This window comes from Defluviimonas sp. SAOS-178_SWC (assembly GCF_039830135.1).
Lineage (GTDB): Bacteria > Pseudomonadota > Alphaproteobacteria > Rhodobacterales > Rhodobacteraceae > Albidovulum.
On record NZ_CP156081.1, the window covers coordinates 1,599,409 to 1,620,865 of the forward strand.

A 21,457-nucleotide genomic window follows, 5' to 3' on the forward strand; every position below is an offset into this window, starting at 1 on the left:
TCAGCGACGGTCGCCGCGATCGCGGCGGTCGCCACGGTCGCCGCGCTCATCGCGCTTCTGCATCTGGACCGACGGGCCTTCCTCGTGCGCGTCGACCTTGATCGACATCACACGCATCACGTCGTCGTGCAGACGGGCGAGGCGCTCCATCTCCAGCACCGCGGCCGAGGGCGCGTCGGTGCGCAGATAGGCGTAGTGGCCCTTGCGGTTCTTGTTGATCTTGTAGGCCATCGTCTTGACGCCCCAGTACTCGCTGTCGACGACCTTGCCGCCGTTATCCGCGAGGACGGTGCCAAAATGTTCGATGAGCCCTTCGGCCTGCGCGTTGGAAAGGTCCTGGCGCGCGATGAGGACATGCTCGTAAAGCGGCATGCATACTCCTGTCGTTTCGGGCGGCTTCATAGGCGGGATCAGACCCTCCGCGCCCCGCCACGAGAGGCTTCGCCGGTTTCGTGAATGCGGAAGGATGCGGCCTTATAGAGGAACCCGGGCCGGATGCAAGGGCGCGATCAGTCGGCAGGCGGGGCCGGAACTTCTATTTCGCCCGCCGGTCCGAGGGCATCGAACGGGTCGGGCTCGGGGGCGGGCGCGAGGAGATAGCCGGCGAGGAGGGCCGCGGCCCAAAGGCCGGCTGCGGCAAGCGGCGCCGTTCTGCCCCGCCCGGCAGGCGCGACGGCGGGGCCGGCGCCCGTCAGCATCCGGCGAAGGGTCGCGTCGCGGTCGAGGATCTGGTGCTTCGCCACGCCGAGGATGTGAAGGCCGAGGGCGGCGAAGAGAAGCCAGCCGCCGACCTCGTGGACCGAGGCGAAGACGAGCGCGAGCCGTTCGTCGGCCGGAACGAACGGCAGCGCCTGTCCGAAAGGCCAGAGGATCGGCGCGAAGCCGGGGGATGCCGAATGGCGCAGGAGGCCGGAGATCGGCAATACGAGCAATCCCCCGACAAGCGTGAAGTGAACAAGCCGTGCGGCACAGGTTTCGACCCGCCTTTCCGGATGGAGCGGGCCGGGGCCGGGATGGCGGAGCGTCCAGGCGACCCGGAGGACCGCCAGCCCGAGGACGGCAAGGCCGATCGTCTTGTGGAGGGAGTAGGCGCGGAAGACGCGCGCCACCTCGTCCTCGGTCGTTCCGGGAAGCCGGATCATCGTGAGGCCGATACCGATGGCGGCGACTACCGCCAATGCTGTCAGCCAGTGAACGGAACGCGCCACGCGGTCGTAGCCGTGGCGGCTGGAGGGGGTGGCGGTCATCTCGGTCGTCCTGCGGAGGTCCGGCGGTATGTCGACGAAGATAAGTGCGTTTGGGTGCATTCACCGATCACATTTCGCGGCGGAGATGCGGTGCGTCCTCGGACGGCGGGCGTTGGGAAGTCCAAAGGGATGCCAACCGGCCTGGCTGTTCCGTAACGGGCGTTTTCGTTGCGCCGGATTGGCGGGCAGGCTATGCGGTAGAAAATTCGCGACGGACGGAGGAACCATGACGCGCGCATTCGTATTTCCCGGGCAGGGAGCGCAGGTGATCGGCATGGGCCGGGCGCTGGCCGACGCCTATCCCGCGTCGAAGGCGGTGTTCGAGGAGGTCGACGCGGCGCTTGGCGAAAAGCTGTCGGCGCTGATCTGGGAAGGCGAGCAGGACGTGCTGACGCTGACCGAGAACGCCCAGCCGGCGCTGATGGCGACCTCGATCGCGGTCTGCCGGGCGCTGGAGGCCGAGGGGGTCGGCGTCGACAAGGCCGCCTATGTCGCAGGACATTCGCTGGGCGAGTATTCCGCGCTGTGCGCCGCAGGGGCATTGAGCCTTGCCGACGCGGCGCGGCTCTTGCGGTTGCGCGGGCGCGCGATGCAGGCCGCGGTGCCGGTGGGCGTGGGCGCGATGGCGGCGCTTCTCGGGCTCGATTTCGCGACGGCCTCCGAGGTGGCGGCGGAAGCGGCAGAGGGCGAGGTCTGTCAGGCGGCGAACGACAACGATCCCGCGCAGGTCGTCGTGTCGGGCCACAAGGGGGCCGTCGAGCGGGCGCTGGAGATCGCCAAGGCGCGGGGCGCCAAGCGCGCGGTCCTGCTGCCGGTCTCCGCCCCGTTCCATTGCGCGTTGATGGAGCCGGCGGCGCGGGCGATGGCCGAAGCGCTGGACGATGTCACGATTTCCGAGCCGTCGCTGCCGCTCGTCGCCAATGTGACGGCCCGGCCCGTTACCGATCCCGCCCTGATCCGGTCGCTGTTGGTCGACCAGGTCACGGGCTCCGTCCGCTGGCGGGAATCGGTCGAATGGATGGCCGCGAACGGCGTGACGGAGTTCTGGGAGATCGGTGCGGGCAAGGCGCTGTCCGGGATGATCCGCCGCATCGCGAAGGAGGCCGAGTGCCGCGCGGTCGGCACGCCCGAGGATATCGCTGCGGCGAAGGGATGAGGCGGCCGGGGAGGGCGCTGCCCTCCCCGGACCCCACCCGGAGTACTTTTAAACAGAAGAAGATGAGGAGCGGGCAATGTTCGATCTGACGGGGAAATCGGCGCTGGTCACGGGCGCATCGGGCGGCATCGGCGGCGCCATCGCGCGGGTCCTGCATGGCGCGGGCGCGACCGTGGGGCTGTCCGGCACGCGGGAGGCGCCGTTGCGCGATCTGGCGGCGGAGCTTGGCGAGCGGGTTTTCGTGCTGCCCTGCGACCTGTCGGACGCGGCGGCGGTGGAAGCCCTGCCGAAAGCCGCCGTCGAGGCGATGGGGTCGGTCGATATCCTGGTGAACAATGCCGGGATCACCCGCGACAACCTTTTCATGCGGATGTCGGATGAGGAATGGGCCTCGGTCATCGATGTCAACCTGACGTCGACGTTCCGCCTCTGCCGGGGCGTCCTGCGCGGCATGATGAAGGCGCGCTGGGGGCGGATCGTGAATATCACCTCCATCGTGGGCACGACGGGCAATCCCGGGCAAGGCAACTACTGCGCGGCCAAGGCGGGCCTGACCGGCATGTCGAAGGCGCTCGCCCACGAGGTCGCGACGCGGGGGATCACGGTCAACTGCGTGGCGCCCGGCTTCATCGCGACGGCGATGACGGACAAGCTGAACGAGGAGCAGAAGGCGAAGATCTCGGAGCGCATCCCGGCCGGGCGGATGGGCACGCCCGAGGAGATCGCGGCGGCGGCGCTCTATCTCGCGAGCCTGGAGGCGGCCTATGTCACGGGCGCGACGCTTCACGTGAATGGCGGAATGGACATGGTCTGAGCCGGTCCAAAACACACGTTGCGAAAGCGTTTGCCTCGGGATTAGACTGTGCTATAGGCGGCGGCGACGTGCCGGGATCGGGTTTCGCCCGTCCGGTGGCCTTCGCGTTGAGCGGGGTTTGAGCCGCTCGACAAGAGCAAGGGACCAGAAAGCGGGACAGTCCGCGAAAATGAGGATTTGACATGAGCGACATCGCAGATCGCGTGAAGAAAATTGTCGTCGAGCATCTGGGCGTGGAAGAAGACAAGGTGACCGAGAGCGCCTCGTTCATCGACGATCTCGGCGCCGACAGCCTTGACACCGTCGAACTGGTCATGGCCTTCGAGGAAGAGTTCGGGATCGAGATTCCCGATGACGCCGCCGAGACCATCCAGACCTTCGGCGACGCGGTGAAGTTCATCACCGAAGCTGCCTGAGCGGTTTCGCAGGAACGGTTTTTGAAGCGGCGTCCCTCGGGGCGCCGTTTTCCATTTGGAGCGACGGCTATGGTGCCGGTGATCGAGACGGAGCGGCTGTTGCTGCGCGGGATGGTTCGCGAGGATTTCCCGGGCATGGCGGCGATCTGGCAGGAGCCGGAGGTGGTGCGGTTCATCGGCGGCAAGCCGCGTCCGATCGGGGAAAGCTGGGCGGTGTTCCTCAGGATCGCCGGCAGTTGGGCCATCGAAGGCTTTGGCCAATGGGGCATCGTGCGCAAGCAGGATGGCGCCCTTCTCGGGCAGACCGGCTTTTTCACCGGGATGCGCGGGCTCGGCCCGGATTTCGATGAGGCGCCGGAATCGGGGTGGGTCCTGACGGCCCCGGTCCACGGGCAGGGCTATGGCCGCGAGGCGGTGATGGCCGCACATCGCTGGTTCGACGCGCAACCGTTCGGCGGCCGCAGCCGGGCGATGATCGAGGTCGGGCACACGGCATCCTTCGCCATAGCCGAGCGGCTCGGCTACGTGGCCTTTCGCGAGACCGAAGACCTTGGCGACCGGGTGATGCTTCTTGCCCGCGACAACGTGGTTTGACCGGGCGCAGGGGGGCTGACGGCCGGGGAGGGGCGCATGTGCGACGACGTTTTCTTTTCGCCGGGCTGGCGGTGTTGATCGTCACTGCCGCTGCCCGTTCAGGGCTTCCGAACGCGCCGGGTGCCTACCCCTTCCGGGCGGGGTTTCGCGCTGGGCACTGAAATTGCCTTTTGGGATTCGGCACGCCGGGGCGTAGACTCGGAGGGCGAAGGGAGTCGCGGGCGGGGCAAGATCGGCCGTTCCCGCGACCTCCGCGCCGGGCAACAAGGGAGGCGCGATCATGATTCTATATCCGACCATCGAATTGCGGAACGGCCGCTGCGTAAGCCTGACGCGAGGCCAGATCGAGGAGCCGGAGATCTGGCATGTCGATCCGGTCGAAAAGGCGCAGGAATTCGCCCATGCCGGCGCCGAGTGGATGCATGTCACCGATTTCGATGCCGTGCAGGGCGGCAACGCCAACCACGATCTTGTGCTGCGGATCATCCGCGGAGCCGGCATTCCGGTGCAACTCGGCGGCGGATTCCGGTCTCGGGACCGGATCGAGGAGTGGATCGAGCTGGGGGCCGGGCGCATCGTCGTCGGCACGCTCGCCGCGCAGAACCCGCATCTGGTCAAGGAACTGGCCGAGCGCCACCCCGATCAGCTGGTTCTTGCCGTCGATGTCTGGCAAGGCTGCGTGATGATCGAGGGCTGGAAAACCAAAAGTGCCTATAGCGCGGATGGATTCCTCGACAGTTTCAAGGGCACGCCGTTTGCTGCCGTGATCGTGACGGATGTCGGCGCCGACCGGAGCGAGAGCGACGCGTCGCTCGGCACGATTTCGGCGCTGGCAGAGCGGACGAACCTGCCGGTCATCGCAAGCGGGATCGTGCGGACGCTTGACGACATCTCGCGCTTGCGGCTTCTGGGCGAGGTTTCGGGCGCGATCGTGGGGCGGGCGCTCTTCAATCGCACCATCGATCTGAAGGAGGCATTGCGGGAGGCGCGGCCCGACCTTGCCCATGTGGCGGAGTTCATCTGAAAGGCAATGAGCCGCCGGGCGGGGGAACGGGCCTTGCCCGCCCCGTCCGATGCCGTGTATCAAACCCCGGATCGAAGCAGGATTGGGGTGGGCTATGAGGCGCGTCGTCATCACCGGACTTGGCATGGTCACGCCGCTTGCGTGTGGCGTCGAGGAGACGTGGAAGCGGCTGATTGCCGGCGAGTCGGGCGCGGGACCCATCACGCGGTTCGACACGTCGAACGTGGTCACGACCTATGCCTGCGAGATCCCCATTGGCGACGGCACGAATGGCACCTTCAATCCCGACGACTGGATGGAGCCGAAGGATCGGCGCAAGGTGGACGATTTCATCCTCTACGGCATGGCCGCCGCCGATCAGGCGGTGAAGGATGCCGGCTGGACGCCGGAGGACGAGGAAAGCCGCCTGCGCACGGGCGTGATGATCGGGTCGGGGATCGGCGGGCTGAGCTCCATCGCCGAGACGGCGGTCCTGATCAAGGAGAAGGGGCCGAAGCGGGTGTCCCCGTTCTTCATCCCCGGCGCGCTGATCAATCTCATTTCCGGCCAGGTGTCGATCCGCTACGGGTTCAAGGGGCCAAACCATGCGGTCGTGACCGCCTGTTCGACAGGTGCGCACGCTATCGGCGACGCGGCGCGGCTGATCCAGTGGGGCGACGCCGACGTGATGATCGCGGGTGGCGCGGAAAGCCCGATTTCCGAGATCGGCATCGCGGGGTTCAATGCCTGTAAGGCGCTGTCCACGAAGCGCGCGGACGATCCGACCAAGGCCTCGCGCCCCTATGACGCCGACCGCGACGGATTCGTCATGGGCGAAGGTGCGGGCGTCGTTGTGTTGGAGGAATACGAGCACGCCAAGGCGCGCGGCGCGAAGATCTATGCCGAGGTGCTGGGCTACGGCCTGTCGGGCGACGCCTATCACATCACCGCGCCGTCGGAGGATGGCGAGGGCGGGTTCCGCTCGATGCAGGCGGCGCTGAAGCGCGCCGGGATCACGCCGGACCAGATCGACTACATCAACGCCCACGGCACCTCGACCATGGCCGACACGATCGAGCTTGGCGCCGTCGAGCGGCTGATGGGCAACGCGGCGGCGAAGGCGACGATGTCGTCGACCAAATCCGCGATCGGCCATCTTCTCGGGGCTGCCGGCGCCGTCGAGGCAATCTTCTGCGTACTCGCGATCCGTGACCAGATCGCGCCGCCGACGATCAACCTCGACAATCCGGCGATCGAGCCGAAGCTCGACCTTGCCGCCAATAAGGCCGTGAAGCGCGAGATCAACGTGGCGCTGTCGAATTCCTTCGGCTTCGGCGGTACCAACGCGTCGCTCGTGATGGGGCGGGTCTCCGGCTGATGTGGCGGAACATTGCGTCGAACTTCCTGACCATCGCCATCCTTCTTCTGGTCATGGCGGCGGGGCTGGTGGCCTGGGGGCAGCGGCAATATGCCGGGCCGGGGCCGTTGGCCGAGGCGATCTGCTTCAAGGTCGAACGTGGCGCGACCTTGCGCCGGGTGGCGACCGATCTGTCCGGGCAGGGCGCGATTGCATCCGAGTATATCTTCCGCGTCGGCGCGGATTACGAGGACAAGGCCGGTAGCCTCAAGGCCGGGTCGTTTCTGATCACGCCAAACGCCTCGATGCAGGAGATCGTCGACACGATCACCAGAAGTGGCCAGTCGACCTGTGGCACAGAGGTGAATTTCCGGATCGGCGTGAACGCATCCGACATCGTGGTGCGAGAGCTGGATCCGGCGACGAACCGTTACGAGGAGGTGGTGAAGTTCGACCCGTCGGCCGAGGCGGTCCCGCAGGATTACCTCGACCGGGCGCAGGAGTCCGATGTCCGGTTCCGGATCACCCTGGCCGAGGGCGTCACGAGTTGGCAGGTGGTCGACGCGCTGAAACGGGCCGAGTTCCTTGACGGCGAGGCCGGCGAGGTGCCGCCCGAGGGGCACCTGGCACCGGACAGCTACGAGGTCGTGCGCGGAGGAAGCCGGGCCGATCTACTGGCCGAAATGCGTCGGCGGCAGGAGGCGGTTCTGGCCGAGCTTTGGGCCTCCCGCGCCGAGGGGCTGCCCTATGCGACGCCGGAAGAGGCGCTGACGATGGCCTCCATCGTCGAGAAGGAAACCGGTGTGCCGGAGGAACGACCGCGGGTGGCGAGCGTCTTCCTCAACCGACTGGCGCAGGGAATGAAGTTGCAGACCGACCCGACCGTCATCTATGGCCTGACCAAGGGGCAGGGCGTTCTGGGCCGTGGGCTGCGGCAGAGCGAGTTGCGCGGTCGGACCCCCTACAACACCTATGTCATCGACGGGCTGCCGCCCACGCCCATCGCCAATCCGGGCCGCGAGAGCATCGCCGCTGCGCTCGACCCCGAGACGACGGACTACCTGTTCTTCGTGGCAGACGGTTCGGGCGGGCATGCCTTCGCGACGACGCTGGCCGAGCACAACGACAACGTCGCGAAATGGCGGGCGATCGAGGCGCAGCAAGGGTCGGGGAACTGACCTGCTATTGAACGGCGCCGGTCGCGTGCGAGCCGGTTAACGGAAGGTAAACGGGGCGCCCTGCAAGTCTTTGAACCTGAACGGTTTTTGTCTTGACTTGGCGAACGGTCCCGGATATACCTTCGGGCATGCTAGAAGAAGTGGGCAAGCGGCGCGGGGGGCGACCCCGGAGCCGCTTTTTCATTTCGCTCGTGCGGACAGGCATGAGAGGCGGGCGCTGACTTTATGACAACGGGGAACGCGGCCGAGGGGCCGATCCCCATGGTCGATCAGGCCATGGGGTTACTTGGGGAAATCGCCGCGGAAATCCACGCCGCGATGAGCCGTCTGAAACAGAACCAGTTCGACGATCTGAAGGACGCCACGCGGTCCTGCCGGGACCTGCGGCAGGCGCTTTTGATGGTATTCGAGGAAAGGGCGAAAGTTGCGAAACTCGACAAGCAGGAAGCCGGGGTCGTTTACGACTACGCGCTCGACCTCGACGCGGCCCGGGATGAAATCTGCCTCCGCCTGGCTCGCCTCCGCGACGCCGGAGATGGTGGATGAGTTCCTCGAAGGACTTTCTGACGAGGCATTGATGGCGTTGCCCTGGCTTTTCGAGTTCTGGGCGCTGCCGCATCAGTTGCCGCCGGAGGGGGTCTGGAAGAGCTGGGTGATCATGGGCGGGCGCGGCGCCGGCAAGACCCGCGCCGGGACCGAATGGGTGCGAGCGCAGGTCGAGGGCGCAAGGCCGCTCGATCCGGGGGTCGCCCGGCGCGTCGCGCTGGTCGGCGAGACGGTGGATCAGGTCCGCGAGGTGATGATCTTCGGCGCGAGCGGCATTCTCGCCTGTTCGCCACCCGACCGGATGCCGGTCTGGGAGGCCGGGCGCAAGCGGCTTCTCTGGCCGAACGGGGCGGTGGCCGAGGTCTATTCGGCGCATAGTCCCGAAAGCCTGAGGGGGCCGCAATTCGATGCGGCCTGGGTCGACGAACTGGCGAAGTGGAAGAAGGCCGAGGAGGCCTGGGACATGCTTCAGTTCGCGCTGAGGCTTGGCGACAATCCCCGGCAGGTGGTGACGACGACGCCGAAGAACGTGGGCGTCCTGAAGGCGATCCTGAAGAACCCCTCGACGGTCCTCACGCAGGCCCCGACCGAAGCGAACAAAGCCTATCTCGCGGCCTCGTTCCTTGAGGAAGTGCGGGCGCGCTATGCCGGGACGCGGCTTGGCCGGCAGGAGCTTGACGGGGTACTTCTGGAAGATGCCGAGGGGGCCTTGTGGACGACCTCCGGGCTGGAAGCTTGCCGGGCGTCGGCGCCGAAGGAACTGAGCCGGATCGTGGTAGCTGTGGATCCGCCGGTGACGGGACACGCAGGATCGGACGAATGCGGCATCGTCGTCGTGGGCGCCGTGACGGAGGGCGCGCCGTCGGAATGGCGGGCCTATGTGCTCGAGGATGCGAGCGTTTCGGCGGCCTCGCCGGCGGAGTGGGCGCGGGCGGCGATTTTGGCGATGGAGCGGCATGGGGCCGACCGGCTGGTGGCCGAGGTCAATCAGGGCGGCGATCTGGTCGAGACGGTCGTGCGGCAGATCGACCCTTTGGTGCCGTTCCACGCGGTGCGCGCCTCGCGCGGGAAGTCGGCGCGGGCCGAGCCGGCGGCGGCCTTGTACGAGCAGGGCCGGGTGCACCACGGCCGAGGCCTTGGCGAGCTTGAGGACCAGATGTGCCGGATGACCGTCCGGGGCTACGAGGGCAAGGGATCGCCCGACCGGGTCGATGCCCTTGTCTGGGCGCTGACCGAGCTGATGGTGGAGCCCGCCGCCAAATGGCGTCGGCCGCAGGTCCGGAGCCTCTGAGCCGGTCGGGGCAGGGGATGCCTCCGGCGGGGATATTTCGAGCAAGGTGAAATGCGGGCGGCCCGTTTTGCGGCGGCGGCATTTCGGGGTGCGGGCGGAGACAGGAGAATTGGGATGGCATGGAATATCTTCCGACGCGCGGAGGGCGCGGTTCCGGAGCAGAAGGCGTCGGCGACCGGGCGGGTCGTGGCCTGGGGATCGTCGGGAAGGGTGGCCTGGTCTCCGCGCGATGTGGTGAGCCTCACCAAGACCGGGTTTACCGGGAATCCGGTCGGCTTCCGCGCGGTGAAGCTTATCGCCGAGGCGGCGGCGGCACTGCCGCTCGTCTGTCAGGATGCCGAGCGCCGGTTCGATGTCCATCCGGTGATCGAGCTCATGCGGCGGCCCAATCCGGGGCAGGGGCGGGCGGAGCTCTTCGAGGCGCTCTATGGTCAGATCCTGCTAAGCGGTAACGGCTATCTGGAAGCGGTGGGCGCCGAGGGGTTGCCGGCGGAGCTGCATGTCCTGCGGTCGGACCGGATGTCGCTGGTGCCGGGCGGGGACGGCTGGCCGGTCGCCTACGACTACACGGTCGGCGGGCGCAAGCACCGGTTCGACATGACCGGGCCGGTCGATCCGATCTGCCATATCAAGAGCTTCCATCCGCAGGACGACCACTATGGCCTCTCGCCGATGCAGGCGGCGGCGGTGGCGGTCGACGTGCACAATTCGGCGTCGAGCTGGTCGAAGGCGCTGCTCGACAATGCCGCGCGGCCGTCGGGCGCCATCGTCTACAAGGGTGCGGACGGGCAGGGCAGCCTGTCGGGCGACCAGTACGACCGCCTCGTGCACGAGATGGAGATGCATCATCAGGGTGCGCGCAATGCCGGGCGGCCGATGCTGCTGGAGGGCGGGCTCGACTGGAAGCCGATGGGGTTCAGCCCTTCGGACATGGAGTTCCAGAAAACCAAGGAGGCGGCGGCGCGCGAGATCGCGGTGGCCTTCGGGGTGCCGCCGATGCTTCTGGGCATTCCCGGCGATGCGACCTACGCGAACTATCAGGAGGCGAACCGGGGCTTCTACCGGCTGACGGTGCTGCCCTTGGCGACGCGGGTGACGGCGGCGGTGAGCTACTGGCTGTCCACTCACCTTGGCGAGCGGGTGGAGTTGCGCCCCGACCTCGATCAGGTTCCGGCGCTGGCCGGCGAGCGCGACCAGCAGTGGAAGCGGGTCGGCGAGGCCACCTTCCTCACCGATGCGGAAAAGCGCGCCATTCTGGGGCTTCCGCGCCTGACGGATGACGAGTGACGATGGCGGGCGTGGGGTCGCGCTACCTCAAGGAGCCGTTCGAATGCGCGCATGAGCATCGCTTCGTCGCGACCGAGAAGATCATGGCGCTGCAGTTCGAGACCGTCGAGAAGCGGCTGGAACGGATCGAGGCGATGATTGTCGGTGTCGAGAAGCGGCTCTGGATGACGGTGTTCGGGGTCGTCGGCGTGATCCGGAGCCAGGCGGTGCAATCGCTGCTGGAATACGGGCCGAAATAGGAAAATCAACATGATGACAAGCGATTACGGGCTGGAGACGAAGTTCTGCCGGCTGGGCGAGGATATCGCCATCAAGGATGGTTGCCGGATCGAGGGTTATGCGTCGTTCTTCGGGATCACGGATCAGGGCGGCGATGTCGTGGTGAGCGGCGCCTATGCGAAATCGCTGGAACGGCTTCGCATGCAAGGTCGGGCGGTGAAGATGCTGTGGCAGCACGATCCGGCCCAGCCGATCGGTGTCTGGGACGAGATCGCCGAGGACGGCCGGGGCCTGCGCGTCAAGGGCCGGATCCTGACCGAGGTCGAGAAGGGCCGGGAGGCCGCCGCGCTGATCTCGGCGGGGGCGATCGACGGGCTTTCCATCGGCTACCGGACGGTGACGGCGGAAAAGGATGCGAAGGGCCAGCGGCTTCTTCGTGAGGTGGAGCTTTGGGAAGTGTCGCTTGTCACCTTCCCGATGCTTCCCGAGGCGCGGGTCGGAGCCAAGGGCGATCTGCCCGCGGAAGCGGCCTTGCGAGAACTGGCGGCGGTCTTCGAGGACGCGCGCCGGATGCTGGCGGGGCGCCACTGATCCCGTCTGACGCAATCCCCTGACTTGAGGTGATGGGTATGAAGAAGACCGAGACGAAGGCTCGGGCCGGGGCAGGCGTGTCCGACGCTCCGGCCGAGGAGGTGAAGTCCGCGCTCCAGGGGTTCCTGAGCGAGTTCAGGGGCTTTCAGGACGAGATGACATCGAAGCTGCAACAACAGGAAGAGCGACTGACCATGCTGGATCGCAAATCTTACGCCCCGGGACGCCCGGTTCTGTCCACTGCCGTCGATCACGACGCGCCGCACAAGAAGGCGTTCGCCGCCTATCTGCGGTCGGGCGACGATGACGGCCTCCGGGGCCTCGTCCTCGAGGGCAAGGCGCTCAACACGCAAGTCAACGCAGATGGCGGTTTCCTCGTCGATCCCGAGACGGCGGACCGTATCCGCGGCGTCTTGAAATCGACCTCGTCCCTCCGTTCGATCGCCAATGTGGTCAGTGTCGAGGCGACCTCGTTCGACGTCCTCGTCGACCACACCGACCTCGGGTCCGGCTGGGCGACGGAGACGGGTTCGCTCACCGAGACCGGCACGCCGCAGATCGACCGCATCTCGATCCCGCTGCACGAGCTTGCGGCGATGCCGAAGGCGAGCCAGCGCCTTCTCGACGACAGTGCTTTCAACGTCGAGGGCTGGTTGGCCGAGCGCATCGCCGACAGGTTCAGCCGTGCCGAGGCGCAGTCCTTCATCTCGGGCGACGGGATCGACAAGCCGACCGGTTTCCTCAGCCATTCGGCGGTCGACAACGGTGTGTGGGCCTGGGGCTCGCTCGGCTACGTGCCGACCGGCGCGGATGGCGACTTCGCGGCGACCAATGCCTCGGATTCGATCATCGACCTCGTCTACGCGCTGAACGCCGAATACCGCGCCAACGCGACCTTCGTGATGAACTCAAAGACCGCCGGTGCCGTGCGCAAGATGAAGGATGCCGATGGCCGCTTCCTGTGGTCGGACGGTCTCGCCGCCGGTGAGCCCGCGCGCCTGATGGGCTATCCGGTTCTGGTGGCCGAGGACATGCCGGACATCGCGTCGGATGCCTACGCGATCGCCTTCGGCGATTTCCACAACGGCTATACCGTCGCCGAGCGTCCGGACATGCGGGTTCTTCGCGATCCGTTCTCGGCGAAGCCTCATGTTCTCTTCTATGCGTCCAAGCGCGTGGGCGGCGATGTGAGCGACTTTGCCGCGATCAAGCTTCTGAAGTTCGCGATCTCGTAAGGGGCGCGGATCGGCCGGGGCCTTCTGGTCCCGGCCGCACGGGCGCGGGTCGCCTATCCCTCGTGTTGTCTAGCTGCTCCCTCCGTCCGAGCAATGCGGGGCTGGCCCGCGCCCGATCCTTCGAGGAGGGGGCGTGACTATCGGAGATTTCCATGATGCTGAGCGAAGTGACGCCGGTGCCGCAGGCGGCCCTGCCGGTGGCGGAATTCAAGGATCATCTACGGCTCGGCACCGGGTTCGCCGACGACGGAAGCCAGAATTCGCTGGCCGAGAGCTATCTTCGCGCCGCGCTCGCGGCGATCGAGGGGCGGATCGGCAAGGCGCTGATCGCGCGCGATTTCCTTCTGGAACTGAACGGATGGCGCTGGCCCGACAGCCAGGCCTTTCCGCTGGCCCCGGTCATGTCCATCGCCTCGGTCACGGTCAAGGACCGCGACGGCGTGGCGGATCTGATCGATCCGACCCGGTATCGGCTTGTGCGCGACGCCCACCGACCGAAGGTCGCGGCCACCGGCGCGCTTCTGCCGGGGATCCCGGTTGGCGGAACTGTCGAGGTGGTGTTCACCGCAGGTTTTGGCCCGGCCTGGACGGATGTGCCGGTCGATCTCGGCCAAGCGGTGTTTCTGCTGGCGGCGCAGTATCACGAGACCCGGCACGAGACCGAGACGGGGCAGGCGATGCCGTTTGGGGTGACGGCGCTGATCGAGCGCTGGCGGACCGTGCGCGTGCTCGGCGGGGGGGCGGCATGACCGCGCCGCGTTTGAACCGCAAGTTGATCCTTGAAGAACCGCAGCGCGTGCCGGACGGGGCCGGCGGCTGGTCGCAGACCTGGGTCGCGCTCGGCGCGCTCTGGGCGCGGCTCGATCCCGGGACCGGACGCGAGCGGGCGGGCGAATTCGTCACGCTGTCGGCCGTGCCCTACCGGATCACCGTGCGGGCCGCGCCGCAGGGCGCGCCGTCGCGGCCGAAGCCTGAACAGCGGTTCCGGGACGGCGCGCGCGTCTTCCGCATTACGGCGGTGACCGAAGAGGACCCGGAGGGGCACTACCTGACCTGCTTCGCGCAGGAGGAGGTTCTGGCATGAGCTACGGAGCGGCGGCTGCCTTTCAGGCAGCGATCTACCAGCGCCTCATGGCGGACAGCGCGCTCGATGCGCTGGTCTCGGGTGCGATCTACGATTCGGTGCCGCCAGGGACCACCACGAGCACCTATGTCTCGCTCGGCCCCGAGGATGTGCGCGACGCATCCGACCAGGTCGGGCGGGGGGCGTTCCACGAATTCGTCGTCTCGGTCGTGACCGATCAGGCGGGGTTTCAGAACGCCAAGGCGGTGGCCGCCGCCGTGTCGGACGCACTGACCGGCGCCACGCTTGTGCTGGCGCGCGGGCGGCTGGTCGGGCTGTGGTTCCTATCCGCACGGGCGCGTCGGGTGGAGAAGGCGGATATGCGCCGGATCGACCTCACGTTCCGGGCGCGGATCGAGGATTGAGGTGGGCATTTCGCCGGATCGGCACTTGCACATATCGAATAAATCAGGGTGTCGGTTCTTCGCTGGCGGCCCATTTGTTTCACTAATCGGAGAACGGACATGGCTGCGCAGAATGGCAAGGACCTTCTGATCAAGCTCGACCTCACGGGGGGCGGGCTTTTCACCACGATCGCCGGTTTGCGCGCGACGAGGATCAGTTTCAACGCCGAGACTGTGGACGTGACGAGCCTCGAGAGCCAGGGTGGCTGGCGCGAGCTTCTGGGCGGCGCCGGCGTACGTTCGGCCTCGGTCTCGGGCTCCGGCGTCTTCGTCGACAGCGCCACGGATGACCGCGCGCGGCACATCTTCTTTGCCGGTACGGTCGAGCAGTTCCAGGTGATCATCCCCGATTTCGGTATCGTCGAAGGGCCGTTCCAGATCACCTCGATCGAGTATGCCGGCAGCTATAATGGCGAGGCGACTTATGAACTGTCGCTCGCCTCGGCCGGTGCCCTGAACTTCACGGCGATCTGATGGCCAATCCTTGGACGGGCGAGGTCGCGATCCGGCTCGACGGCACCCGGCATGTCGCCAAGCTGACGCTTGGGGCGTTGGCAGAGCTTGAGGCCGGGCTCGGGACCGGGACGCTGATCGAATTGGTCGAACGCTTTGAAGTGGGGCGGTTCTCGACCAGGGATGTGCTGATGCTGATCGTGGCCGGCCTTCGGGGCGGCGGCTGGACCGGAACGGCGGCGGATCTCTTGAACGTGGAAGTTGGCGGCGGGCCGGTCGAGGCGGCGCGGGTGGCGGCGGAGCTTCTTGCCCGCGCCTTCACGGTGCCGGAGGCCGGATGAGTGCCCTCGACTGGCCGGGGCTGCTGCGGGCGGGTCTTGGCGGGCTAGGGCTCAGGCCCGAGGAGTTCTGGCGCCTCACCCCGGCGGAACTGGTGCTGATGCTGGGCGATCCGAGGGCGGTTGCGCCCCTGAACCGGGCGCGGCTGGACGAGCTGGCGCGCGCCTGGCCCGACAAAGCGAAGGATGGATGAGATGGCGGTAACGGACGGGCTCGACGGGCTGGCGGCGCAGGCGACGGCTTTGGAGAACAGCTTGGGCGGCGCGCAGACGATGACGGCGGCTTTTGGCGGCGAGCTGGAGCGGATGCGCGAAAACATGATCTTCACCGGGCGCGAGGTGGACAGCCTGTCGCGGAATATCGGCGGCGGTCTCAGACGTGCCTTCGACGGACTGATCTTCGACGGGATGAAGCTGTCGGATGCGCTGCGCGGGGTCGCGCAGACGATGATCGACAGCGTCTACAATGTCGCGATGCGGCCCATTCAGAACGCCGTAGGGGGCGCGGTGGCCAATGGCATCAACGGCCTTCTGAGCGGGCTCTTTCCGTTCGAGAAGGGCGGCAGTTTCGCGCAAGGCCGCGTGATGCCCTTCGCCCGCGGCGGGGTCGTCTCGTCACCGACGATGTTCCCGATGCGGAACGGGCGCGGGCTGATGGGCGAGGCGGGGCCGGAAGCGATCATGCCGCTGGCACGTGGCGCCGATGGCCGGCTGGGCGTGCAGACGGCCGGCGGCGGGCGGCCGGTCAATATCGTGATGAACGTGACGACTCCGGACGTGCAGGGCTTCGCCCGCAGCCAGAGCCAGATCGCGTCGCAGATGGCGCGCGCGCTGTCGCGCGGCGACAGGAACAGGTGAGGAGGGCGGCATGGCATTTCACGAGGTGCGGTTTCCGGCGAATCTCAGCTTCGGCTCGGTCGGCGGCCCGGAGCGGCGCACGGAAGTGGTGGCGCTGACCAACGGGTTCGAAGAACGGAACACGCCCTGGGCACAATCGCGCCGGCGCTACGACGCGGGCGTGAGCCTGCGGAGTCTGGACGACATCGGCGCGCTGATTGCGTTCTTCGAGGCGCGGCAGGGGCAGCTTTGCGGGTTTCGCTGGAAGGACTGGGCAGACTACAAGTCGGGCCGCGCGTCGGTTCCGGTCGCCTATGACGATCAGCTGATCGGGATCGGCGACGGGGTGAAGACGGACCACCAGTTGATCAAGACCTATGCCTCGGGCGCCGAGGCGCAGGTGCGCGTGATCGCGAAACCCGTGGCGGGCACGGTGCGTGTCGGGCTTCAGGGTGATGAGTTGGCCGAAGGCGTGCACTTTACGGTCGATACCACGACCGGGATCGTCAGGTTCGCGAGCCCTCCTGCCATCGATGAGCGCATCACCGCCGGCTACGAATTCGACGTGCCTGTGCGCTTTGACACCGACCGCATCCAGGTCTCCGTTGCATCCTTCCAGGCGGGCGACGTGCCGCAGGTGCCGGTGGTGGAGGTGCGTCTCTGATGACCTACCCTCAGGCTTTGAAGGATCACCTGGCGGGCGGTGCCACGACGCTGGCGCGCGCCTTCGCGGTGACGCGAAAGGATGGCGTGGTGCTTGGGTTCACCGATCACGATCGGGACCTGAGCTTCGACGGAGTCACATTCCGCGCCGGGTCCGGGATGACGGCGAAGGCGATCCAACAGGGGACCGGCCTGTCCGTCGACAATTCGGAAGCGTTTGGCGCGCTCCGGTCCGATGCGATCACCGAAGAGGACATACTCGCCGGTCGCTACGATGGCGCAGAGGTCAAGGGTTGGCTGGTGAACTGGGCCGATGTAACGGTCCGGGCCTTGCAGTTTCGGGGAACACTCGGGGAGATCGTGCGGTCGGGCGGGAGCTTCAATGCCGAGTTGCGAGGCCTCGCGGAAGGTCTGAACCAACCTCAGGGGCTGATCTATCACGCTAGGTGTTCAGCAGTCCTCGGCGACGGGCGCTGCAAGTTCGATCTTGGCCAGACGGGCTATTTCGACGAGCGCATCGTCGAGACGGTGGAGGATGCGCGGGTCTTTCGGTTCGCGGATTTCGCGGGCTACGAGGATCGATGGTTCGAGAAGGGCCGGTTCCGTGTCCTGACCGGCAGGGCCGCGGGTCTCGTTGGGGCGGTCAAGAATGACCGTGTTCGCGCGGGCATGAGCCGCGAGGTTGAACTGTGGCAGGCGCTCGGGATGGCCCCGGAGCCGGGCGACCGAGTTCGGATCGAGGCGGGTTGCGACCGCCGGGCCGATACCTGCCGGCTGAAATTCGTGAACTTCGACAATTTTCGTGGTTTCCCGGACATTCCGGGCGAGGATTGGCTGATGTCCTATCCGGTCGGTGCGGGCGTCAACGACGGCGGGAGCCGGCGCGGATGAGCGCAACAGGTCTTCGTGCGGTCTCGGTCGCACGGGAATGGATCGGGACGCCCTATCTGCACCAGGCCTCGGCCATGGGTGCGGGAACGGATTGCCTCGGCCTTTTGCGCGGCATCTGGCGCGAGCTTTACGGGGCAGAGCCGGAACCGGTGCCGGCATACACTCAGGACTGGTCCGAAGCGGAGGGCGCCGAACGTCTTTGGCTGGCGGCGTGCCGACATCTTCAGATCTGCGATTCTCGCTCTGCCTTACGGCCGGGTGAGGTTCTGCTGTTCCGTATGCGGGCCGGATCGGTCGCGAAACATCTGGGACTCGCCGCCGAAAGTGGCGGCCGGACCACGTTCATTCACGCCTATTCCGGGCACGGGGTCGTGGAAAGTCCGCTTTCCACCCCTTGGGCGCGCCGTGTCGTGGCGCGCTTCGAATTTCCCTGAAGGAGGGTCGGCATTTTCGGCTATCAGACGCCGGAAGGCGATCTGCGCTATCACCTCGATCCGCTCTGGGCGGACGCCGAGATCGACTTCATCGGCATCGACAACTACATGCCGCTGTCGGATTGGCGAGACGGGCAGGATCACACCGACGCGCAGTGGGGATCGATCTACAACCTCGACTATCTGAAGGCGAATATCGCGGGCGGCGAGGGGTATGATTGGTACTATTCCAGTCAGGCGCACCGCGATGCCCAGTTCCGGACGCCGATCGCCGACGGCGCCTTCGGCGAGGACTGGGTTTGGCGCGTGAAGGATATCCGCAGTTGGTGGGAGAACCCGCATCACGATCGGATTGCCGGCGTGAAGGGGCCGCAGACGAGTTGGGTGCCGCAATCGAAGCCCGTGTGGTTCACCGAGTTCGGCTGTGCCGCCATCGACAAGGGCACGAACGAGCCGAACAAGTTCCTCGATCCGAAATCGTCAGAATCGTTGCTGCCGAACTATTCCGACGGGCGGCGGGACGATCTGATCCAGATGCAGTATCTCAGGGCGATGATCGGCTACTGGCGCGACCCCGCCAACAATCCGGTATCGGCGGAATACGGCGCCGCGATGGTCGATATGGATCGCGCCCATGTCTGGGCATGGGATGCTCGACCGTTCCCGTATTTTCCGGCCAACGCCGAAACTTGGGCCGACGGTGACAATTATCCGCGCGGGCATTGGATCACGGGTCGGGTGTCGGCCCAGCCGCTGTCGAGCGTCGTCGCGGAGATATGCGGCCGGTCGGGCGTCGGCGCCGTCGACGTCTCCGGCCTTTTCGGCATCGTGCGTGGTTATTCCGTCGCAGATACCGGCACCGGGCGGGCGGCCTTGCAGCCGCTGATGCTGGGCTACGGGTTCGAGGCGCTTGAACGGGACGGGGTTCTGACGTTCCGGATGCGCGACGGGCTTGTGGATGCCACGGTCGGGCCGGACGACCTCGCGGTTGGTGAGGAAACGGGCGGCTGGGTCGAGACCTCGCGCGTGACCGAGGCGGAGATCGCCGGTCGCGTTCGGTTGAATTACGTTGAGGCGGAAGGTGACTACGAGGCACGTTCGGCCGAGGCGATATTCCCTGACGAGGAAATGCTCGGTGTGGCGCAGTCGGAACTGGCGCTGGCGCTGACCCGCTCGGAAGGGCAGCGGATCGTCGAGCGCTGGCTTGCCGAGGCGCGGGTGGCGCGCGATGGCGCGCGGTTCGCCCTTCCGCCGTCGCTCGGGCATCTGGGGGCGGGCGACGTTCTCGCGATGGCGGATGGCAGACGATATCGGATCGACCGGGTCGAACAGGCGGGCGCCCTTGCGGTCGAGTCCGTCCGGGTCGAGCCTGGGGTGTATGAGCCCTCGGACGAGGCCGAGGAGCGGGTCACGCCGCGAAGGTTCGCGGCGCCGGTGCCGGTCTTCCCGATGTTCCTCGACCTCCCCCTCATGAGCGGGCAGGAGGTGCCGCACCAGCCGCATCTGGCGGTGACGGCGGCGCCGTGGCCGGGCTCCGCGGTGGTCTATTCTTCCGACGTGGATGCGGGCTACACGCTCAACAAGCTGATTGCGGCGAGATCGGTGATCGGGCGCAGCCAGAGTGTTCTCGACGTGGCGGCGCCGGGGGTCTGGGATCGCGGGGCGCCGTTGCGCGTCAAGGTGAGCGGCGGGGCGCTGGCATCGGTGGGCCCCGATCAGCTATTGAACGGCGCGAACCTGATGGCGATCGGCGACGGATCCCCGGACAATTGGGAGCTTTTCCAGTTCGCCACTGCCACGCTGGTGGCACCGGGCACCTATGATCTGTCGCTGCGGCTCAGAGGCCAGGCCGGGACCGACGCGCTAACCCCGCAGAGTTGGCCTGTCGGGAGCTATGTCGTTCTGATGAACGGGGCGCCGAAGCAGATTGCGCTTTCGGTCGCAGAGCGGGATCTGGCGCGGCACTACCGGATCGGCCCGTCGCGTCGCGGCTATGACGATCCGTCCTATATCCACCGCATCGAGGCTTTTGCCGGCAATGGCCTGAGACCCCTATCCCCCGCGCATCTGACCGCGAGACGAACCGGATCGGGGGATCTTGATCTGAGCTGGATCCGGCGCACCCGGGTTAACGGCGACAGCTGGTCGGGCGTCGATGTGCCGCTCGGCGAGGCGTCGGAACGCTACCTCGTCAGGGTGATGCAGGGCGCGTCGGTGCACCGGGAACTCACTCTCGGCCAGCCGGTCTGGACCTATCCGGCCGGGATGGAAGCGGCCGATGCCGTGACCCTGCCATATGAGGTTCATGTGGCCCAGCTGTCCGACGCCTTCGGGCCGGGCCCCTTCAAGAGGATCGTGATCGATGTCTAACACCAACCAGCTCGGCCTGCCGCTTCTGCAACCCGTACAGGCGCAGAAACATGTGACAGTGAACGGGGCGCTGATGCGCCTGGACGGACTTGTCGAACTGACGTTAGCGTCGCGGTCGCTGCCGACGCCGCCCGGCGTGGTAGCGGATGGCGTTTGCTACGGCGTACCATTCGGCGCGGTCAACGAGTGGGCCGGGCAGGACGGCAAGATCGCGATCGGCAGCAATGGCGGATGGGATTTCGCCACCCCGAAGCGCGGTTGGCGCGCGATGATCCTCGACGAGGGCGCACAGGCGCTCTTCGACGGAACGCTCTGGCGTGAAGGCATGGTGACGCTTTCGCCGAACAACGCTGGCATGTCCTTCCAAGTCGCCGAGATTGACCACGTGATTTCGGCGGGGCCAGTTTCGACGACGGCGGTGTTGATCCCGTCGAATGCGGTCGTTTTCGGGGCCACGGCGCGGGTCGTCACGGCGATCACCGGAACGCTGGCGAACTGGGCGCTCGGCAATCCCGGGGCGGTCGGACGCTACGGGTCAGGCATCGGCAAGGCCACAGGGGCATGGGCGCGAGGCGTCCTTGGTCAGCCGACAGCCTTCTATGCGCCCGAGGTCATGCAACTCAACGCGACGGGTGGCGACTTCGCCGGTGGTGTGGTCCGCATTGCCGTCCACTACATGGAAATTGCCTTGCCCGACCAGTGAGAGATGCGCACGATTACCCACGGGGACGTCACGACCGTGGCCCGCGCCGTGCGCGGGCTGCCGCCCGATGAGCAGCGGCGCGTGATTCTGAAGCTGCTCGACCGGGCCCACGCGGCCGACCTGTTCCGCAAGAAGTTCGGCCGTGCGCACCCGTTTTGGGGAAACGGAAGCCTGATGGCAGCGGTTCTGGTCGATACGCGTGCGTGGGCCGAGCCGTTCCTGTCGGACATCTCCTACCTCGAGGCGCTGTCCCTGGTCATCGATACCGTCCTTGACTGGCGCCGACGCGCGCAGTGATCAAATTTTT

Annotated in this window: 27 protein-coding genes and 1 pseudogene; 26 read left to right on the forward strand and 2 right to left on the reverse strand. The window is 66.8% G+C overall.

Features of this window, described 5'->3' with window-relative positions; all coding sequences use genetic code 11:
• Both rpsF and V5734_RS08640 read right to left on the reverse strand, forming a co-directional pair.
• Complete coding sequence (gene rpsF / locus V5734_RS08635) at positions 1 to 372, reverse strand: 30S ribosomal protein S6 (protein ID WP_347313096.1); 372 nt, start codon at positions 370 to 372, stop codon at positions 1 to 3.
• 137 nt (positions 373 to 509) lie between these two features.
• Positions 510 to 1,247: a cytochrome b gene (locus V5734_RS08640; RefSeq protein WP_347313097.1), complete on the reverse strand. Its 738-nt coding sequence runs from the start codon at positions 1,245 to 1,247 to the stop codon at positions 510 to 512.
• Between the two features lie 226 nt (positions 1,248 to 1,473).
• On the opposite strand from V5734_RS08640, the gene fabD reads away from it, so the two are divergent.
• The 26 genes and pseudogenes from fabD to V5734_RS08770 all read left to right on the forward strand — a co-directional run bounded on the left by fabD (position 1,474) and on the right by V5734_RS08770 (position 21,447).
• Positions 1,474 to 2,403: an ACP S-malonyltransferase gene (gene fabD / locus V5734_RS08645; protein WP_347313098.1), complete on the forward strand. Its 930-nt coding sequence runs from the start codon at positions 1,474 to 1,476 to the stop codon at positions 2,401 to 2,403.
• A gap of 76 nt (positions 2,404 to 2,479) precedes the next feature.
• Positions 2,480 to 3,217 (forward strand): 3-oxoacyl-ACP reductase FabG, encoded by a 738-nt coding sequence (gene fabG, locus V5734_RS08650; protein ID WP_347313099.1) that lies wholly within the window; start codon positions 2,480 to 2,482, stop codon positions 3,215 to 3,217.
• A gap of 182 nt (positions 3,218 to 3,399) precedes the next feature.
• A complete protein-coding gene (locus V5734_RS08655) occupies positions 3,400 to 3,633 on the forward strand; it encodes an acyl carrier protein (protein WP_347313100.1) in 234 nt (77 codons plus the stop codon).
• A 69-nt stretch (positions 3,634 to 3,702) separates the two neighbouring features.
• Positions 3,703 to 4,227 carry a GNAT family N-acetyltransferase gene (locus V5734_RS08660; protein ID WP_347313101.1) on the forward strand — a complete coding sequence of 175 codons (525 nt, stop codon included), beginning with the start codon at positions 3,703 to 3,705 and terminating at the stop codon, positions 4,225 to 4,227.
• 280 nt (positions 4,228 to 4,507) lie between these two features.
• Positions 4,508 to 5,251, forward strand: a complete 744-nt coding sequence (locus V5734_RS08665; RefSeq protein WP_347313102.1) for a 1-(5-phosphoribosyl)-5-[(5-phosphoribosylamino)methylideneamino] imidazole-4-carboxamide isomerase — start codon at positions 4,508 to 4,510, stop codon at positions 5,249 to 5,251.
• Positions 5,252 to 5,345: 94 nt separating this feature from the next.
• On the forward strand, positions 5,346 to 6,608 hold the full coding sequence (fabF, locus tag V5734_RS08670) for a beta-ketoacyl-ACP synthase II (protein WP_347313103.1): 1,263 nt from the start codon (positions 5,346 to 5,348) through the stop codon (positions 6,606 to 6,608).
• Entirely contained in the window at positions 6,608 to 7,765 is a 1,158-nt protein-coding gene (gene mltG, locus V5734_RS08675) for an endolytic transglycosylase MltG (protein WP_347313104.1), read from the forward strand. Before fabF ends, mltG begins: the two co-directional genes overlap by 1 nt.
• A gap of 225 nt (positions 7,766 to 7,990) precedes the next feature.
• Complete coding sequence (locus V5734_RS08680; protein WP_347313105.1) at positions 7,991 to 8,311, forward strand: hypothetical protein; 321 nt, start codon at positions 7,991 to 7,993, stop codon at positions 8,309 to 8,311.
• Positions 8,259 to 9,602 (forward strand): DNA-packaging protein, encoded by a 1,344-nt coding sequence (locus V5734_RS08685; protein WP_347313106.1) that lies wholly within the window; start codon positions 8,259 to 8,261, stop codon positions 9,600 to 9,602. Before V5734_RS08680 ends, V5734_RS08685 begins: the two co-directional genes overlap by 53 nt.
• Positions 9,603 to 9,716: 114 nt before the next feature.
• Positions 9,717 to 10,889, forward strand: coding sequence for a phage portal protein (locus V5734_RS08690; RefSeq protein WP_347313107.1), 1,173 nt, complete (start codon positions 9,717 to 9,719; stop codon positions 10,887 to 10,889).
• Between the two features lie 2 nt (positions 10,890 to 10,891).
• Positions 10,892 to 11,128, forward strand: coding sequence for a GTA head formation protein, RCAP_rcc01685 family (locus V5734_RS08695; RefSeq protein ID WP_347313599.1), 237 nt, complete (start codon positions 10,892 to 10,894; stop codon positions 11,126 to 11,128).
• A 13-nt stretch (positions 11,129 to 11,141) separates the two neighbouring features.
• On the forward strand, positions 11,142 to 11,699 hold the full coding sequence (locus V5734_RS08700; protein ID WP_347313600.1) for an HK97 family phage prohead protease: 558 nt from the start codon (positions 11,142 to 11,144) through the stop codon (positions 11,697 to 11,699).
• A 38-nt stretch (positions 11,700 to 11,737) separates the two neighbouring features.
• Positions 11,738 to 12,934 carry a phage major capsid protein gene (locus tag V5734_RS08705; RefSeq protein WP_347313108.1) on the forward strand — a complete coding sequence of 399 codons (1,197 nt, stop codon included), beginning with the start codon at positions 11,738 to 11,740 and terminating at the stop codon, positions 12,932 to 12,934.
• Positions 12,935 to 13,086: 152 nt separating this feature from the next.
• A complete protein-coding gene (locus tag V5734_RS08710) occupies positions 13,087 to 13,683 on the forward strand; it encodes a head-tail connector protein (RefSeq protein ID WP_347313109.1) in 597 nt (198 codons plus the stop codon).
• On the forward strand, positions 13,680 to 14,018 hold the full coding sequence (locus tag V5734_RS08715; RefSeq protein ID WP_347313110.1) for a head-tail adaptor protein: 339 nt from the start codon (positions 13,680 to 13,682) through the stop codon (positions 14,016 to 14,018). The genes V5734_RS08710 and V5734_RS08715 overlap by 4 nt, the downstream gene beginning before the upstream one ends.
• Entirely contained in the window at positions 14,015 to 14,422 is a 408-nt protein-coding gene (locus V5734_RS08720) for a DUF3168 domain-containing protein (protein WP_347313111.1), read from the forward strand. Before V5734_RS08715 ends, V5734_RS08720 begins: the two co-directional genes overlap by 4 nt.
• Positions 14,423 to 14,521: 99 nt before the next feature.
• Entirely contained in the window at positions 14,522 to 14,935 is a 414-nt protein-coding gene (locus tag V5734_RS08725; RefSeq protein ID WP_347313112.1) for a phage major tail protein, TP901-1 family, read from the forward strand.
• Positions 14,935 to 15,255, forward strand: coding sequence for a gene transfer agent family protein (locus V5734_RS08730; protein ID WP_347313113.1), 321 nt, complete (start codon positions 14,935 to 14,937; stop codon positions 15,253 to 15,255). The genes V5734_RS08725 and V5734_RS08730 overlap by 1 nt, the downstream gene beginning before the upstream one ends.
• Positions 15,252 to 15,446 carry a rcc01693 family protein gene (locus V5734_RS08735; RefSeq protein WP_347313114.1) on the forward strand — a complete coding sequence of 65 codons (195 nt, stop codon included), beginning with the start codon at positions 15,252 to 15,254 and terminating at the stop codon, positions 15,444 to 15,446. Before V5734_RS08730 ends, V5734_RS08735 begins: the two co-directional genes overlap by 4 nt.
• A 1-nt stretch (position 15,447) precedes the next feature.
• On the forward strand, positions 15,448 to 16,110 hold the full coding sequence (locus tag V5734_RS08740) for a phage tail tape measure protein (RefSeq protein WP_347313115.1): 663 nt from the start codon (positions 15,448 to 15,450) through the stop codon (positions 16,108 to 16,110).
• 10 nt (positions 16,111 to 16,120) lie between these two features.
• Positions 16,121 to 16,753, forward strand: coding sequence for a DUF2460 domain-containing protein (locus V5734_RS08745; protein WP_347313116.1), 633 nt, complete (start codon positions 16,121 to 16,123; stop codon positions 16,751 to 16,753).
• Complete coding sequence (locus V5734_RS08750) at positions 16,753 to 17,643, forward strand: DUF2163 domain-containing protein (RefSeq protein ID WP_347313117.1); 891 nt, start codon at positions 16,753 to 16,755, stop codon at positions 17,641 to 17,643. The genes V5734_RS08745 and V5734_RS08750 overlap by 1 nt, the downstream gene beginning before the upstream one ends.
• Positions 17,640 to 18,077 (forward strand): NlpC/P60 family protein, encoded by a 438-nt coding sequence (locus tag V5734_RS08755; RefSeq protein ID WP_347313118.1) that lies wholly within the window; start codon positions 17,640 to 17,642, stop codon positions 18,075 to 18,077. Before V5734_RS08750 ends, V5734_RS08755 begins: the two co-directional genes overlap by 4 nt.
• A 15-nt stretch (positions 18,078 to 18,092) precedes the next feature.
• Positions 18,093 to 20,447, forward strand: a pseudogene (locus tag V5734_RS08760) (baseplate multidomain protein megatron); the annotation flags it as partial.
• Positions 20,440 to 21,150, forward strand: a complete 711-nt coding sequence (locus V5734_RS08765; protein ID WP_347313119.1) for a DUF2793 domain-containing protein — start codon at positions 20,440 to 20,442, stop codon at positions 21,148 to 21,150. The pseudogene V5734_RS08760 and the gene V5734_RS08765, both read left to right, overlap by 8 nt.
• A gap of 3 nt (positions 21,151 to 21,153) precedes the next feature.
• The gene (locus V5734_RS08770) at positions 21,154 to 21,447 is read left to right on the forward strand and encodes a hypothetical protein (protein WP_347313120.1); all 294 of its coding nucleotides are present in this window, start codon (positions 21,154 to 21,156) and stop codon (positions 21,445 to 21,447) included.
• Positions 21,448 to 21,457: the final 10 nt, after the last annotated feature.